This window comes from Methylobacterium tarhaniae (genome assembly GCF_001043955.1).
GTDB lineage: Bacteria > Pseudomonadota > Alphaproteobacteria > Rhizobiales > Beijerinckiaceae > Methylobacterium > Methylobacterium tarhaniae.
The window spans coordinates 1-15,009 of the sequence record NZ_LABZ01000018.1; the positions used below are offsets into that span (position 1 = coordinate 1).

Here is a 15,009-nt window from a genome sequence, read left to right on the forward strand (position 1 = left end):
GGTCCGCGAGGATGCGAGGCGAGGTGAGGACATGAGCAACCGGATGTGGGGCGGGCGCTTCGCGAGCGGCCCCGCCGAGATCATGGAGGAGATCAACGCCTCCATCGGCTTCGACAAGCGCCTCGCCCCCCAGGACATCCGGGGCTCGCTCGCCCATGTCGCGATGCTGGGCAAGGCGGGGATCCTGCCGGCCGAGGATGTGGCGAAGATCGAGGCCGGGCTCAAGACCGTGCAGGGCGAGATCGAGGCCGGGACCTTCGCGTTCCGCCGCGAGCTGGAAGACATCCACATGAGCGTGGAGAGCCGCCTGCGCGAGATCGTCGGCCCCTCGGCCGGCCGCTTGCACACCGCGCGCTCGCGCAACGACCAGGTCGCCACCGACATGAAGTTGTGGGTGCGCGATACCCTCGACGCCCTCGACGGCCAGGCCGCCGACCTGCAGCAGGCCATGGCCGAGCTGGCCTTGACGCATGCCGGCACGGTGATGCCGGGCTTCACCCACCTGCAATCGGCCCAGCCCGTCACCTTCGGCCATCATCTCCTGGCCTATGTCGAGATGCTGAACCGCGACCGCGGCCGGTTCCGCGACGCCCGCGCCCGCCTCAACGAATGCCCGCTCGGCGCGGCCGCGCTCGCCGGCACCTCGTTCCCGATCGACCGCCACGCCACGGCGGCGAGCCTCGGCTTCGACCGGCCGACGGCGAACTCCCTCGATTCGGTGGCCGACCGCGACTTCGCCCTGGAGGCGCTCTCGGCCGCGGCGATCGCGGCGGTGCACCTGTCGCGGTTCGCGGAAGAGATCGTGGTCTGGACCTCGGCCCAGTTCGGCTTCGTCAAGCTGTCGGACCGGTTCACCACCGGCTCCTCGATCATGCCGCAGAAGCGCAATCCCGATGCCGCCGAGCTGGTGCGGGCGAAGTCCGGCCGGATCATCGGCGCCCTGTCGGGCCTGCTCATCGTCATGAAGGGCCTGCCGCTCGCCTATTCGAAGGACATGCAGGAGGACAAGGAGGGCACGTTCGACGCGCTCCAGACCCTCTCTCTGTGCCTCGCCGCGATGGCCGGCATGGTGCGGGATCTCGAGCCCGTGCCGGACGTCCTGACGGTCGCGGCCGGCTCCGGCTACGCCACCGCCACCGACCTCGCCGACTGGCTGGTGCGCGAGCTCGGCCTGCCGTTCCGCGATGCCCATCACGTCACGGGCCGCCTCGTCGGCGAAGCCTCGTCCCGCGGCATCGGGCTGGAGGCGCTGCCGCTGGCGGTGATGCAGGCGGAGGAGCCGCGCATCACCGATGCGGTCTTCGCGGTTCTCGGCGTCGAGAACTCGGTGAAGAGCCGCACCAGCTACGGCGGCACGGCGCCCGACAACGTGCGGGCGCAGGCCGAGGCCTGGCTGGAGCGCCTGGCCGGCGAGACGGCCTGAGCGGCTTTTTGGCCTCGCTCGTCCCATCCGCAACCTCATCCCGAGGTGTCGGTCGATCCAGGATCGACCGACACCTCGCGGGAGGGCTCCAGAACCCTCAGTGCTCCCTCACCCCCTCCTTCGAGGCTCGGCGATCTTCGATCGCGTGCGATCTATGATCGCCAGCGCTTCAGGATGAGGGTGTGGGTGGGAGGGAACGAGCGCTCGTGTTAGTGCCTGACCGTTCCGAACAAGCTCGACCATCACGGGAGGACCCACCATGGATCTCGGTCTCAAGGGCAAGCGCGCCCTCGTCCTGTCGTCCAGCCGCGGCCTCGGCCGCGGCATCGCCGAGGCCCTGGCGGCCGAGGGCGCGGACGTGCTGCTCACCGCCCGCACCGCCGAGCGCCTGGACGAGGCGGTGGCGGCGATCAACGCCCGCGGCCAGGGCCGCGCCTACGCCTTCGTCGGGAGCCTGAAGGAGAATGTCGAGGCGATCTACGCCGCGGCGCAGGAGCATCTCGGCGGGGTCGACATCCTGGTCGCCAATACCGGCGGTCCGCCGGCCGGCACCGCGCTGACCGTGCAGCCCGAGGCCTGGACGCCCCAGTTCGAGGCGATGGTGACCCCGGTCTTCCGCCTCGCCGGGCTCGTCCTGCCGGGCATGCGCCAGGCCGGGTTCGGCCGCATCCTGGTCGTCGCGTCGAGCGGCGTCGAGCAGCCGATCCCGAACCTCGTGATGTCGAACGCGCTGCGCGCCTCGATCGCCGGCTGGGCCAAGACGCTGGCTTCCGAGGTCGCGGCCGAGGGCGTCACCGTCAACATGATCCTGCCCGGCCGGATCGAGACCGACCGCACCGGCGAGCTCGACACCGCCAACGCCAAGGCACAAGGCAAGTCGCGCGAGGAGATCGCCGAGGCCGCCCGCGCGGCGATCCCCGCCAAGCGCTACGGCCGCGTGCAGGAATTCGCCGACGTGGCGTGCTTCCTGGCCTCCGAGCGCGCCTCCTACGTCACCGGCAGCATGATCCGGGTGGATGGTGGAGCCGTGCGGTCGATCTGAGCCTTCGGGGGCTGGACGGTCTTCGTCCGGCCTTCTCTCCCCGACGGTTCCGTAACGGGGTGGAGCGAGACGAGAAAGGGCGGCCCCGCGGGACCGCCCTTTCTCGTGTTCGACCTTGTCCGAGTCTGATCGCCTATTGCCGCTTGCCCCACCGCACCCCCGGCGCCGGGCCCGCACCCGCGGCGAGCTGCCCCACCGCCGGGCCGCTGGCATCGCCCGGATGGTGCTGCGAGCCCTGGCCCATCGGCTCGGGAGCCATCAGGTCGGGGGTCGCGGCCATGTCGGGGGTGCCGCGGCCGGTGGCGAACTGGCCGGCCTTGCGGAAGCGCCAGAGATAGCCGGGCACCACCGCCTCGATCGCCGTCGGGGCGATGCCGATGCCCTCGATCGTGCGGCCTTCGGCCTTCGCCGCCTCCGACACGACGTTGTCGCTCTGGAGCAGGGTGACCTGGTCGCGGGTGAGCTTCAGGGTGTCGGGCAGGAGGCCGAGCGTCAGGGTGTCGGCGAGTTCCATCACGCGGGCCTGGAGCCGGGCGGCCGGGGCCGGCAGCGGCACCACCACGCGGCTGCGCATCGTCACCTTCAAGGTGTACTCGACGAGCTGCTGAAGGGTCAGGATCTCCGGCCCGCCGAGCTCGTAGATCCGGCCGCCCTGGAGCTGACCCTCGACCGCCCGGGCGATCGCCTCGGCGACGTCGCCGGCGAAGACCGGCTGCATCCGCGCCTCGGCCCCGGCCAGCGGCAGCACCGGCAGCATCCGGGCGAGCGACGCGAAGCGGTTGAAGAAGCTGTCGCCCGGCCCGAAGACGATCGAGGGGCGGAACACGATCGCGTCGGGTCGCGCCTCGAACACGCCGGCCTCGCCGACCGCCTTCGAGCGGGCATAGGCCGAGGCCGAGTTCGCGTCGGCGCCGAGCGCCGAGACGTGCACCAGCGGGGCGCCGACCGCGGCGGCGGCCCGGGCGACCTCGGCGGCGCCGTCCGCCTGGAGGCGCTGGAAGCTCTGGCTGCCGCTCTCCTGCAGGATGCCGACGAGGTTGACCACGATGTCGGCATGCTCCGCCGCCCGGGCGATCGAGGTCGGGTTGCGCAGGTTGGCCTGCACGCCGACGATCTGGCCGACGCGGCCGAGGGGCTGGAGGAACTGGGCGAGGTCGGGCCGGCGCACCGCCACCCGGATCCTGTAGCCGCGCTTGGCCAGGGCCCGCACCACGTGGCGGCCGAGGAAGCCCGACCCCCCGAACACGGTCACGAGCTGCGAGGCGGGTCGGGTCAGGCCGACATGGTCGAAGCCGGTCATGGTGGTGGGGTCCTTCCGCGAGTCTCGGCTGGAACGGCTTGGCTTGGCCGGTCTCGGCTTGGGCGGTCTTGGCTTGGCCGGTCTTGGCTTGGGCTCTCTTGGCCGAAGGTTCTTGCCGGCTCCTTAGTCGAGGGGACGGGCCCTGTGAAGCGCTTTGCGCCGTACCCGCCCGGGTTGCGACCGGGAGACCGCCCCGGCATGCCTCCCCAGGCTCTCCCCCCGGGGTGCCACGATCGCAGGGCACTTTCTCGCGCGGCGTCTTTCCTGGAACTCCCGATCGCCGCGAAGCGTGGCCGGAAGCGCCGGGATGTGCGATTTTTATGAAAATATCCTTGAAAATGACCTATAGTTATCTACCATGAATATGATAAAAAGACGACTGGATGGGGGAATGGGTCATGATATCGGGCGTGAATCTGGCGATTGCCGCGGCTTTCGCCGGCCTGGTTTTGTTCGCAATGATGTACTGGCTCCTGCGGCGTCCCGCCAGGAAGCGATCCGGCCTCTCCGACCGCCCCCGCGACGATCTCGAAGTCCTGGCCGGCGAGCTGGCGGAGCTGGTGGACGTCGCGCGCTTCATCAATAACGGTTTCCAGGACGACAATTTCTACGCGATCCGCAGCAAGTACACAGTCATCGCGCGGTGTCTGCTGCAGCACCCGGTGTATTCCCGCTACATCGACTCCAATCTCGGGGCAACGATCGAGGGCGGGCATGCCCTGCCGCTCAGCATGCTGCGTCAGGAGGACAAGGAATGCCTGCTCGTCACCTTGCGTGAGCTGCAGGGCTGCGTGCAGATCCTGATCAACCTGCGCGATGCGGGCTGCATTCCGGGGACCGTGCCGGGGGCGGATGGGGATCGGCCCGGTGATGTGCCCCTGCTGGCCGTCCCGGCGGCGCGGCCAGTCCGCAATCGCGGCCTGCGCGCCGCCATGGCCGCCGCGGCCCTCGTCGTCCTCGCGGGAGCGACCGTCCTTCTCTCGGGCGACGAGGCTGCTGTCTCCGTCGAGACGCTGCTCGCGCAGGCCGGCCGGACCCTGCGCGGCCCCGGCATCGGAGTCGAGGCTCCCGGCCAGGGGAGCGTCCGCCCCGCCGCCTCGGGAGAGGGCGAGGCGGAAGGGCGCGATCTCGCGGCGCGGTCGCGCCGGCTCGGCGCCGAGATGGAGGCGCTCGACCGGGCCGTCCTCCAGCGCCGGGACGAACTCCACCTCGTCGGTGCCTCCGTCGCGCGCCTGCGCCTCGCGGCGGAAGCCGGTCAGGAGCGCCGTCGGGAAGCCGAGGCGGCCAAGGCCTCGGCCGATGCCGCCGCGGCCGAGGCCCGGGCGGGAATCGAGGCGGCGAGCCGGGAGGCGGCGGCTCTGCGGGCGCAGGTCGCCGGGCAGCGCGAGACGCTGGACGCCGCCCAAACGGAGGTCGATGCCGCACGGAGCGACCTGACGGCCTTGCGCGCCGCGATCACCGAGCAGGCCGGCCGGCTGGACGCCGTCCGGGCCGAGGGCGAGGCGGAGATCCGGCAGGTCGGCGACCGCCTCTCCGAGCTCGGCCGGACGGCGCAGGACAACCACGAGGCGATCGGCCGGATCGGGGTCACGCTCGTCGGGTTCGAGGAGACGTCGCGCGGTATCGAGGCCGCCCGCGACCAGCTGTCCCGGGAGCGGACGCATCTCACCGATCTCGCCAGCGACGCCAGCGAGGCAGGCCGAACCCTGTCCGAGATCAAGACCCGGATCGCCGCGCTCAAGGTGGCGCTCGCCGGGCCGGGCAGCACGGAGCCGGCCGCTCCCGCGGCCACCGTGCCGGCCCCGCCGCTGCGGACCGAGGCGGCGTTGCAGCCGGAGGAGTGGCGGAGGATCCAGCAGGCCCTGGCTCGGTCGGGGCATTACGCCGGCAAGACCGACGGGCGGCCGGGTGAGGAGACCCGGGCGGCGATCGCGAAGTACCAGCGCGGGATCGGCGCGGAGCCCACCGGCCGGCTCTCCCCGGCGCAGATCGAGCGGCTGATCCCGCCTCCTCCGGCCAAGCAGCCGATGGCGGCCCGGTAGGCGCCGCGACGACGAGACGTCGGCCTCGAGGCTCCGGAGCGGCCGCCAGCCGCGGAACGGAGATAGTTCGATCTCGTTCGCCCGATATGACGGCGCTCACGCGAACTGGCCCCAGCCTTCTGCCCGGCCTGCTGATCGGCCTCGGCCTGGGCGGGTTCTTCGACGGGATCGTGCTGCATCAGCTGCTGCAATGGCACCACATGCTGAGCAGCTGGTACCCGATCACCTCGCTCGAAGCCCTCGCGCTCAACACCCGCTGGGACGGCTACTTCCACAGCGCCACCTACGTGCTCGTGGTGCTCGGCGTGTTCCTGCTCTGGCGCCGGGGCGGTCCCTTCGACGGCCGCCGCCTGGCGGGCGCAGCGCTCCTCGGCTGGGCGTCGTTCAACCTGGTCGAGGGCGTGATCGACCACCAGCTCCTCGGCGTCCACCACGTCAACGAGACGGTGCCGCGGCAGGACTGGCCGTGGTGGGATGCCGGCTTCCTGGCCTGGGGCGCCGCCATGGCGGCGGCGGGCGGTCTGCTCCTGCGGGGGCGGCGATGAGGCGCGCGGCGCTGCCGTGGGTTCTCCTCGCGCTGGCGCTCGCGGCCGCGACGGCGCCGGCCTGGGGCCGCTTCGCCACCGGGTTCGACCCGACCCTGGACGAACTCCTGAGTCTGCGCTGCGGCCCGGGTCGGACGGCCTCGTGACGGCTCACGCCACCCTGCGCGGCACCATCCGCTCGCTGCCCAGGGCGTCCCGGGCTCCGGAGATGCCGTCCTCGGCGTATTCGGCATCCTCGTTGACGTTCCACACGTCGTAGCGCCGCTCGCCGAGCAGGATGTTCCGCGCCGTCAGCATCGCGGTCATCATGGCGTGGTCCTGGTTGTTGTACTTGTGCATGCCGTTGCGGCCGACGAGGTGGAGGCTCGGATAGCTGCGCTCCAGGTCCCGGCGGATCGTCGCCACGTGGGTGCGGTAGGCGTCGTCGTAGACCGGGTAGGCCTTGGGCTGGCGCACCACGCAGGCATCGACCACGCTGGCGGGATCGACGAGGCCGATCAGGCCGATCTCACGGCGGGCCAGCGCGATCAGCTCCGAATCCGGCGCGTTCCACAGCCCATCACCCTCGAAGCAGAAATATTCGAGGCCGAGGCAGGTATAGGCCTCGTCCGGCACCATCTCGGGCGACCAGGAGCGGAAGTTCTGCACCCGCCCGACCTTCACCGCAGGATCATGGACGTAGATCCAGTTGTCCGGAAAGCTGTCCTTGGCACGCGCGATCAGCGCCACGGTGAGGAAGTCGCGGTAGCGCAGGCTGCGGGCCTGGAAGGTGCTCAACGGCGCCGGGCGGATGGCGCCGACGAGCTCGCGGATCGGCGCCGAGGAGACGACGTTGCGGGCCGTGAAGGTCTCCCGGCCGCCGCCCTCGCGCCGCGCGCTCACCGTCCACAGCTGGGTGCCGGGATCGTACGACAGGGCGTCGACCCGCCGGTCGAGGAGGATCCGGCCGCCCTTGCGCCGGATCGCGCTCGCGGCGGCGTCCCACATCATGCCGGGGCCGCGGCGGGGATAGCGGAACGACTCGATCAGCGTCTTGATGGCCGTGCCGTCGGACGCCGCCGGCCGGTTGAGCCTGAGCGAGCGCCTGAGCCCGTCGCGGATCGCGGCGCCGAGGTCGAGCCCCTTGATGCGCTGCGCGGCCCAATCGGCCGAGATCTCGTCGCAGGACATGCCCCACACCTTCTCGGTGTAGGTCTTGAAGAAGATCGAGAACAGCCGCTCGCCGAACTGGTTGCGGACCCACTCGTGGAAGCTCTTCGGCTCCGGGATCGGCCGGGCCCGGGCCCAGAGATAGGAGGCGACGCAGGCCGCGCTCTCGAGGAGGCCGAGGTTGCGCAGGGCCTCGAAGGCCCTGAGCGGATAGGCGTAGGTCTTGCCCTTGTAATAGATCCGTGACAGGCGCGGCCGCTCGATGAAGTCGTCCGGCAGGATCTCGTTCCAGAGATCGACCACGTCCTTGGACTTCGAGAAGAAGCGGTGGCCGCCGATGTCGAACAGGAAGCCCTTGTAGGCGACCGTGCGGCTGATGCCGCCGACCTGGACCGGGTCGCGCTCCAGCACCACGACGTCGCGGCCGGCCTTGGCCAGCATGTACCCGGTGGTCAGGCCTGCCGGTCCCGCGCCGATCACCAGCGTCTCGGTGTGAAGGCTCATCGCTCGGGCAACTCCGGGGCCGTCACGGCCGCTTCCGCTGGAGACGGGACTCTCCCCGAAGCCTTACCGCCGGATGGTAAAGAACCGCTCAACCGGCCCCGCTAACCGGAGGGTAAGGGCGCCCATGCGAACCGGGACCACCCGGCTGTCCTCCAGGCCCAGGATCCCGCCATGCTCGCCGCCCCGCTGCCCCAGGCCCGATCCGGACCCGAGGCGACGCAGCGCTCCCTCCTCGCGCGGCCGGCCCTGGTCTGGCTCATCGTCGCGGCGGGCGCGGTGGGGGTCTTGTCCTGGCCCGACCTCCAGGCCGTCCTGCGCGACCTGCGGCTGCCGGACAGCGACGACGCCATGCGGTTGGTGCAGGTGCGCGACCTTCTGGCCGGCCAGCCCTGGTTCGACCTCGCCCAGCACCGCCACGCCGGCGCGCCGCCGATGCACTGGTCGCGCTTCGTCGACGCGCCGATCGCCGGCCTGATCCTCCTGGCGCGGCCCTTCGCCGGGCCCGTCCTGGCGGAGGGGATCGCCGCGATCCTGTGGCCGCTGCTGCTGCTCGGCCTCTACGCCGCGATCCTCTATCGCGGGATACGCCGCGCCTTCGGCTGGCGCGCCGCCGCCTTCGCGCTGTTCGCCACGACCCAGTCGATCGTCGTCACCGGCCTGTTCGCGCCCGGACGGATCGACCACCACAACGTCCAGATCTGCGCGATCTTCGCCCTCGTCCTCAGTCTCGCCCGGCCGGCGCCGACGGGGCGGGACGGCGCGCTGGCCGGAGCGCTGGCCGCATTCTCGCTGGCGATCGGGCTCGAGGCGCTGCCGTTCATCGCCGCCGCCGGCCTCGTCCTCGCCGGGTCCTGGCTGCGCGACGGGCGCTCCGCCCTGCCGCCCTTCCTCGGCTTCGGTCTCGCCCTCGGGCTCGTCGCCCCCGCGCTCTTCCTCGTTCAGACCGCCCCGGCGCTCCGGGGCGCGACCGCCTGCGACGCCCTGTCGCCGCCCTGGTTGTGGCTGGCCGCATCGGCCGCCGTCACCGCCGCGGCGGCGGCGCTCGTCGCCGGGGAGCGGCGCACGCGGTTCGTGCTTCTCGCGGCCGGCGGCGGCCTCGCGGCCGGCGGCTTCCTCGTCCTGTTCCCGGCCTGCGCCGCCGGGCCGTTCACCGGCATGCCCGACCTCGTGCGGCGGGACTGGCTGCTGGAGGTGCGGGAGATGTTCCCGGCCTGGCGGCTCGCCCGGATCGCCCCCGGCGTCGTCCTCGCCAGCGAAGTGCCGGTGCTGATCGGCGCCGTCGCGGCGAGCCTGTGGGCGTGGCGCGGGCGCGAGGCCGGGCAAAGGCGCCTGATGGCCGCCGCCGCCGGGGCGCTCTGGCTCGGCGTCTTCCTGGGCACGGCGCAGTTCCGCGGTCTCTACGTCGCCGGCGCCTTCGTGCCCCTGGTGGCCGGTCCGGTCCTCGATCGGGCGGCCGCGCTCCTGCGCGTGCCCGAGGCGGGATCGGGCCGCCGCGTCGCCGCCCTCGCCCTGAGCCTCGCCTTGTGCGGCAAGGTCTGGCTCTTCGCCGCATCGGTGCCGCAGGCCCTCGCCGGCCGGGACAAGACGTTCGAGGCGGGACACGCCGCCTGGCAGGATTGCAGCGCCCGCCGGGCCGTCGCCGCCCTCGACGTCCTGCCGCAGGGGCTGATCCTCGCGGCGATCGATCTCGGGCCCAGCCTGCTCCTGCACAGTCACCACGCCGTCGTCGCGGCGCCTTATCACCGGGCGCTGCCCGGCCTCGCCGCCTCGATCGAGGCGTTCAAGGACGCGGAGGCCCTGCCGAAGGTGGCTGCCCGGGTCGGGGCGGACTACATCGTGGCTTGCGCATCCCCCGCGGAGCCGGGCGAGGCGACGAGCCTCGCCGAGCGTCTCGCGCGCGGCGCGACCACCCTGCCCGGGCTGGAGCCGGTCCCGGTGCGGGACACCCCCTTGCGGGTCTGGCGCCTCCGGCCGGCGCTGTGAGGGGGTTCGCGTGATCGGGCGGCTCGCGGCATTCTCGCTTCTCGCCCTCCTCCTCGCGGGTCTGGCTGCGGGAGCACTGGCGGTCGCCCGCGGCGAGGAGCCCGGGGGCATCGAGGAGGTCTGGATCGCCCTGTTCGGCCCGCCGGATCTCGGCCCGGTCGATTTCGCCGCCCTGCGGCGCGCGCCGTCCCGGAGCGACGCGCTGGCCTGCGCGGCCGATATCTGCCCCCTGGCCCAGGCCGACGCGGTGCCGCCGGACTTCGCCGCGGCGGGCGCCCGCCTGCGCGAGATCGTCCGGGCGGTGGCCGGGCGTCAGCCGCACACGGATCTGGTCTTCACCGACCGCTGGGGCGAGCAGGACCGCTACGTCGCCCGCACCGCGTGGCTGCGCTGCCCCGACACCGTCACGGTCGAGATCGTCGGCCGCGGCGAGGGCCGCTCCAGCCTCGCGCTCTACATCCGCAGCCAAGTCGGCTGCCCCGTCCCGGCGACGAGCCACGCGCGGCTGACCCGCTGGCTCGACGGGATCGCGGCGGCGGCCGGAATCGAAGCGAACAAGGGGTGATGGGATGCCGCGCGCCGCACACGAGCACTTGAGCCCGACCAGCATCCCGCCTCTCGCGGCCTTGCCCGCCGAGCCCGATGTCGCGGTGATCGGTGCCGGGGCCGCCGGGATCGGCGCGGCGCGCCGGCTCCTCGCCCGCGGCCTGTCGGTGGCGGTGCTGGAGGCCCGCCCGCGGCTCGGCGGCCGCACCGTCACCACCGCCTTGCGCGGCCACCCGGTCGACCTCGGCGCCCACTGGCTGCATGCCGGGCCGATCAACCCTCTGGTGTCGCTGGGGTTCGCCCGCGGCGAGCCCCTGCGGCGGGCGGCGCAGGAGAGCCACCTCTGGATCGGGCGCCGCCCAGGGAGGCCGGCGGAGGAACTGGCCTTCGGCCGCGCCTGGTCCGTCGCCGACCGGGCGATGACCGACGGCGCGCGCCTGAACGGCGAGGACCGGCCCGCCGCCACCGCCCTGCCGCCGGGCCTCGGGCCCTGGGGGCGTCGGGTCGCCCTGGTGCACGGCCTCGTCTCGGGCCGGCCGCTCACCGAGGTCAGCCTGCACGACTTCCCGAGCATGGAATACGGCGACAACTTCTTCATCGCCGGCGGCTACGGCGCCTACCTCGCCCGCCTCGCCGCCGGGCTGCCGGTGGCGCTCGACACCCCCGTGGCCGCCCTCGACTGGGCGGGGGAGGGGGTGCGGCTCGATCTCGGGAGCCGCGGCACCTTGCGGGCACGGGCCGCCCTCGTCACCGCCCCGATGATGGTGATGCAGGAGCCGGCTCCCGCCCTCCGCTTCGCCCCGGACCTGCCGGTCCCGTTCCGCGCGGCGATCGACGGCTTCCGCACCGGCATCTACGAGCACGTGGTGCTGCATTGGCCGTCCTCGCCGTTCCGCGGCCGCGACCGGCTGGCGAGCCTGATCGGCGGCCGGCTCCAGCCGCCGGGCCTGCTGACGCGGGTCGACGGCACGCCGTTCCACTATTTCGAGCTCGACGTGCCCCTGGCCGCCCGTCTCGACGCGGCCCGCGCCGGGGCCGATGGCGCGAGGCGGCTGGTGCGCGAGACCCTGGCCGAGCAGGTCGGGCGCGGTTCCCTGCGTGACCTCGCCGTGCCGGCGGTGACCGAGTGGCGCCACGACCCCTGGTCGCGCGGCTCCTGGGCGGTGGTGCCGCCGGGCCATACCAAGGCCCGCGACCTCCTGAAGGAGGTGATCGCCGAGCGGATCTGGTTTGCCGGCGAGGCCCTGTCGCGCGAGCAATGGGGCACCGCGGGCGGCGCCTTCGCGGAGGGCGAGCGGGCGGCGGAGGCGATCGCGTCCCAGCTCCGCTGAATCCACATTTGGCTTAACGCGAGCGATCCCTACATTCCCCGCATGCTCACACGCGTCCTCACCCTCCTTCTGCTCCTCGGCCTGTCCTGCACGGTCGAATCCCACGCCCAGCCGCTCACCCGCAACGTGCTCAAGGGCACCTGCGAGAAGCTCGTCATCGCCGGCAAGGACGTCAGCCCGACCTGCGGCGAGAGCATCGTCAACACGGTCCAGGGCCGGCGCACGTCGTTCGACTTCACCTCGAGCGACGGCACCACGGTCAGCTTCAGCGGCACCGGCATGCCGCAGGACCGCCAGGAGGAGGTCGGCGTCGACGCGCTCCAGCCGGTCAGCGCCGTGATCCTCTCCGTGAAGGCGGCCGATGGCGGCATCACGCGCGATACCCTGATGACCGTCGGCTCCTGCCGCTTCCCCGCCGCCGCGCCCGGCCGCTCGACCATCGCCTGCGCCGCCGACACCCAGCGCGGCCGCTTCGAGGGCACGTTCACGACGGCGAGCGACGCTTCGGCGGGGAAGTAGCGGGTCGGCCTGCCGCTCCGGCGCGGCGAGGCGGAACGGCGCCTCGCCGCGCGACCGGAGTTTTTCAGGGCGCGATCATCTCGCGGATGCGCGCGGCCAGGGCCTCGACCGCGAAGGGCTTGGTCAGCACGGCCATGCCGGGTTCGAGCTGGCCGTTGCCGAGCAGGGTGGTCTCGGCGAAGCCCGTGATGAAGAGAACCTTCAGGTCCGGCCGGCCGACCCGCGCGGCGTCCGCCATCTGGCGCCCGTTCATGCCGCCGGGCAAGCCGACATCGGTCACCAGCAGGTCGACGCGCGCATCCGACTGGAGCACCCGCAGGCCGCCCGCCCCGTCCGCGGCCTCGACCGCGGTATAGCCGAGGTCGTTCAGCACGTCGGCGACGAGCATGCGCACGGTCGGCTCGTCATCCACGATCAGCACGGTCTCGCCCGCCTCGGCATGGGCCATCGGACGCTTCCCGGGGTCGGGCCCCTCCGCATCCGCCTCGCCCCGATGCCGCGGCAGGTACAGGCAGACCGTCGTGCCGGCGCCGACCTCGGAGACGATCCGCACCTGCCCGCCCGACTGCTTGGCGAATCCGTAGATCATCGACAGGCCGAGGCCTGTGCCCTCGCCCATCGGCTTCGTCGTGAAGAACGGGTCGAACGCCCGGGCGACGACCTCCGGGGGCATGCCGGTGCCGGTATCGGAGACGCACAGCGACAGGTACTGCCCCTCCGGCACGTCCAGCGCCTCGGCCTGCCGGCGGTCGACCCAGCGGTTCTCCGTCTCGATGACGATCCTGCCTCCCTCCGGCATCGCATCCCGTGCGTTGATACAGAGATTCAGGAGCGAGTTCTCGAGCTGCGAGGGATCGACCAGGGCGGGCCAGAGGTCGTCCGCCCCCCGATGCCGCAGATCGATGCCCGGGCCGACGGTGCGCTGGATCAGGTCGAGCATCCCGTCGACCAGCCGGTTCGCGTCGACGGCCTTGGGCGCCAGCGTCTGGCGGCGCGAGAAGGCGAGGAGGCGGTGGGTCAGCGCCGCCGCCCGCTTCGAGGCGCCTTGCGCGGCGGCGATGTACTTCGCGACGTCCTTGGACCGGCCCTGGCCGATGCGGGTCTCGATCAGCTCCAGCGAGCCCGAGATGCCGGCGAGCAGGTTGTTGAAGTCGTGGGCGAGGCCGCCGGTGAGCTGGCCCACCGCCTCCATCTTCTGCGACTGGCGCAGGACCTCCTCCATGCGGGCGCGCTCCTCGCCGGCCTGCCGCAGGCTCTCGGCGGCTTGCCTGAGGTCGCGCGTCCGGTCCTCGACCCTGGCTTCGAGCGAGGCGTTGAGCCGGCGGATCTCGTCCTGGATGCGGCGTTGCCGGAATGCCGCGAAGCCCAGCAGGGCCGTGGCGAAGAGGCCGCCGCCGCAGACGAGCCCGATCTCCGGCAGGGCCGAGGCCCGCCGTGGCGAGAGGCGTTGCTCGAACCGCACGGTCCAGACGCGGCCGCCCAGCTCGATCGTCGCCTCGCGGGTGAGCCGGCCGGCCACCGCATCCGGATTCCGCGCCGACCGGTGCAGCAGCGTCGCCGCGCTCGGCGTGCCGTCGTAGATGGCGAAGGCGGCGTCCTGCTCGGCCTCGGCGGCCACGATGCTGTTGAACAGGTCGTCCGCCCGGAAGGCCCCGAAGACGAAGCCCAGGTAACGCCGCCGCCGCTCGTCGAGTTCGGCGGGCACGACCCCGCCGGCATAGACCGGCATGGCGACGAGGAAGCCGGCCTGCTTGTTCGCGTCGATCTCCTGCACGAGCTGGATCCGCGCCGAGGCGGCCGGCAGGCCGGTGTCGCGCGCGCGCTCGACCATGTCGCGCCGGACGGGATCGGACATCACGTCGTAGCCGATGGCCGCCTGGTTGCGCGCATTCGGCGGCTCGGCGAACAGGACCGGGCTGAGCACCGGGTGGTCGCTCGACGGGCGCACCCGGAAGCCCGGCACGCCCAGGGTCTCCGCCTTCGCGGCGAAACGCTCGCGTTCGGAGGCTTGGATGGCCGGCGTGAAGCCGATGCCGAGAATGCCGGGATACAGGGTCTGGAACTCGATCCGCTGAACGTAGGCCCGGAACTGGGCCAGCGTGACGGTGTCGTCGTTGGCGGCGAACAGGCCGGCGCCGCCGCGCAGGAGGGCGGTGTAGGTGCGGAACTGGTCCTCGACCGAGCGCAGCTCGATGTCGGTGGCGTGGAGGAAGGTCAGGCGGTCGCGCATCTCGGCCGCGCGCCAGATCAGGGCCGTGCCGAGCCCGGTCGCGACCAGGCCCATGGCTAGGATCGCGTAGGGGATCCATCGCCATGCCCGTGGCGCCGGAGACGGCGAAGGGGCCGTCGGCTCGGCCTGGCCCGGATTTGGGGGAGTTGCGCGCGAGGCGGAAGCCGGAAGGATGGAATGGCCCGTCGCGAGGGGCGGGCGGGTGGCAGGCGAGCCCATGATGGCGTCACCGGGACGGTTCAGCGAGCCGCCGGACGCCGGTGGGCCGCCGATCGCCCGCCGAGTTCGGACACGAGCACGCATGCGGCGGGCACCGTTCCCGCGATGGACGCCGCAGGCGCCTCCCGGACGCCTTGTATCCGGATCGAGGGCGGGCGGGCCGCGAGAGGCGGCCC

12 protein-coding genes are annotated in these 15,009 nt (G+C 72.7%); 9 read left to right on the plus strand and 3 right to left on the minus strand.

Features of this window, described 5'->3' with window-relative positions; translation table 11 throughout:
- Positions 1–31: 31 nt before the first annotated feature.
- Together argH and VQ03_RS02705 are read left to right on the plus strand one after the other, a co-directional pair.
- Positions 32–1,423, plus strand: a complete 1,392-nt coding sequence (gene argH, locus VQ03_RS02700; protein WP_048449322.1) for an argininosuccinate lyase — start codon at positions 32–34, stop codon at positions 1,421–1,423.
- Positions 1,424–1,682: 259 nt separating this feature from the next.
- Complete coding sequence (locus VQ03_RS02705; protein WP_048449323.1) at positions 1,683–2,465, plus strand: SDR family oxidoreductase; 783 nt, start codon at positions 1,683–1,685, stop codon at positions 2,463–2,465.
- 133 nt (positions 2,466–2,598) lie between these two features.
- Here the strand turns inward: VQ03_RS02705 and VQ03_RS02710 are convergent, their stop codons facing one another.
- Positions 2,599–3,765 carry a complex I NDUFA9 subunit family protein gene (locus tag VQ03_RS02710; protein ID WP_048449324.1) on the minus strand — a complete coding sequence of 389 codons (1,167 nt, stop codon included), beginning with the start codon at positions 3,763–3,765 and terminating at the stop codon, positions 2,599–2,601.
- Between the two features lie 410 nt (positions 3,766–4,175).
- Here VQ03_RS02710 and VQ03_RS02715 point away from each other — a divergent pair, with 410 nt between their 5' ends.
- From VQ03_RS02715 to VQ03_RS33620, 3 genes are all read left to right on the plus strand, one after another.
- Positions 4,176–5,807, plus strand: a complete 1,632-nt coding sequence (locus VQ03_RS02715; protein WP_048449325.1) for a peptidoglycan-binding domain-containing protein — start codon at positions 4,176–4,178, stop codon at positions 5,805–5,807.
- A gap of 86 nt (positions 5,808–5,893) precedes the next feature.
- Positions 5,894–6,352, plus strand: a complete 459-nt coding sequence (locus tag VQ03_RS02720) for a DUF2243 domain-containing protein (RefSeq protein ID WP_048449326.1) — start codon at positions 5,894–5,896, stop codon at positions 6,350–6,352.
- Positions 6,349–6,498: a hypothetical protein gene (locus VQ03_RS33620; RefSeq protein WP_167376053.1), complete on the plus strand. Its 150-nt coding sequence runs from the start codon at positions 6,349–6,351 to the stop codon at positions 6,496–6,498. The genes VQ03_RS02720 and VQ03_RS33620 overlap by 4 nt, the downstream gene beginning before the upstream one ends.
- Positions 6,499–6,502: 4 nt before the next feature.
- Here the strand turns inward: VQ03_RS33620 and VQ03_RS02725 are convergent, their stop codons facing one another.
- A complete protein-coding gene (locus tag VQ03_RS02725; protein WP_048449327.1) occupies positions 6,503–8,005 on the minus strand; it encodes an NAD(P)/FAD-dependent oxidoreductase in 1,503 nt (500 codons plus the stop codon).
- Positions 8,006–8,176: 171 nt separating this feature from the next.
- Between VQ03_RS02725 and VQ03_RS02730 the strand changes: the two genes are divergently transcribed.
- From VQ03_RS02730 to VQ03_RS02745, 4 genes are read left to right on the plus strand one after another with little or no spacing between them, the layout of a single operon-like run.
- Entirely contained in the window at positions 8,177–9,988 is a 1,812-nt protein-coding gene (locus VQ03_RS02730) for a hypothetical protein (RefSeq protein ID WP_048449328.1), read from the plus strand.
- Between the two features lie 10 nt (positions 9,989–9,998).
- The gene (locus VQ03_RS02735; RefSeq protein ID WP_245291938.1) at positions 9,999–10,553 is read left to right on the plus strand and encodes a hypothetical protein; all 555 of its coding nucleotides are present in this window, start codon (positions 9,999–10,001) and stop codon (positions 10,551–10,553) included.
- A gap of 4 nt (positions 10,554–10,557) precedes the next feature.
- Positions 10,558–11,865, plus strand: a complete 1,308-nt coding sequence (locus VQ03_RS02740) for a flavin monoamine oxidase family protein (protein ID WP_048449329.1) — start codon at positions 10,558–10,560, stop codon at positions 11,863–11,865.
- Between the two features lie 42 nt (positions 11,866–11,907).
- Positions 11,908–12,384, plus strand: a complete 477-nt coding sequence (locus tag VQ03_RS02745) for a hypothetical protein (protein WP_048449330.1) — start codon at positions 11,908–11,910, stop codon at positions 12,382–12,384.
- A gap of 64 nt (positions 12,385–12,448) precedes the next feature.
- Here VQ03_RS02745 and VQ03_RS02750 read toward each other — a convergent pair whose 3' ends face one another.
- Positions 12,449–14,668 (minus strand): CHASE domain-containing protein, encoded by a 2,220-nt coding sequence (locus VQ03_RS02750; RefSeq protein ID WP_048449331.1) that lies wholly within the window; start codon positions 14,666–14,668, stop codon positions 12,449–12,451.
- Between the last annotated feature and the right edge of the window lie 341 nt (positions 14,669–15,009).

Coding starts and splice junctions, on each gene's coding strand:
- argH (WP_048449322.1), top strand. CDS start 32: ATGAGCAACCGGATGTGGGGCGGGCGCTTCGCGAGCGGCCCCGCCGAG.
- VQ03_RS02705 (WP_048449323.1), top strand. CDS start 1,683: ATGGATCTCGGTCTCAAGGGCAAGCGCGCCCTCGTCCTGTCGTCCAGC.
- VQ03_RS02710 (WP_048449324.1), bottom strand. CDS start 3,765: ATGACCGGCTTCGACCATGTCGGCCTGACCCGACCCGCCTCGCAGCTC.
- VQ03_RS02720 (WP_048449326.1), top strand. CDS start 5,894: ATGACGGCGCTCACGCGAACTGGCCCCAGCCTTCTGCCCGGCCTGCTG.
- VQ03_RS33620 (WP_167376053.1), top strand. CDS start 6,349: ATGAGGCGCGCGGCGCTGCCGTGGGTTCTCCTCGCGCTGGCGCTCGCG.
- VQ03_RS02725 (WP_048449327.1), bottom strand. CDS start 8,005: ATGAGCCTTCACACCGAGACGCTGGTGATCGGCGCGGGACCGGCAGGC.
- VQ03_RS02730 (WP_048449328.1), top strand. CDS start 8,177: ATGCTCGCCGCCCCGCTGCCCCAGGCCCGATCCGGACCCGAGGCGACG.
- VQ03_RS02740 (WP_048449329.1), top strand. CDS start 10,558: ATGCCGCGCGCCGCACACGAGCACTTGAGCCCGACCAGCATCCCGCCT.
- VQ03_RS02745 (WP_048449330.1), top strand. CDS start 11,908: ATGCTCACACGCGTCCTCACCCTCCTTCTGCTCCTCGGCCTGTCCTGC.
- VQ03_RS02750 (WP_048449331.1), bottom strand. CDS start 14,668: ATGGGCCTGGTCGCGACCGGGCTCGGCACGGCCCTGATCTGGCGCGCG.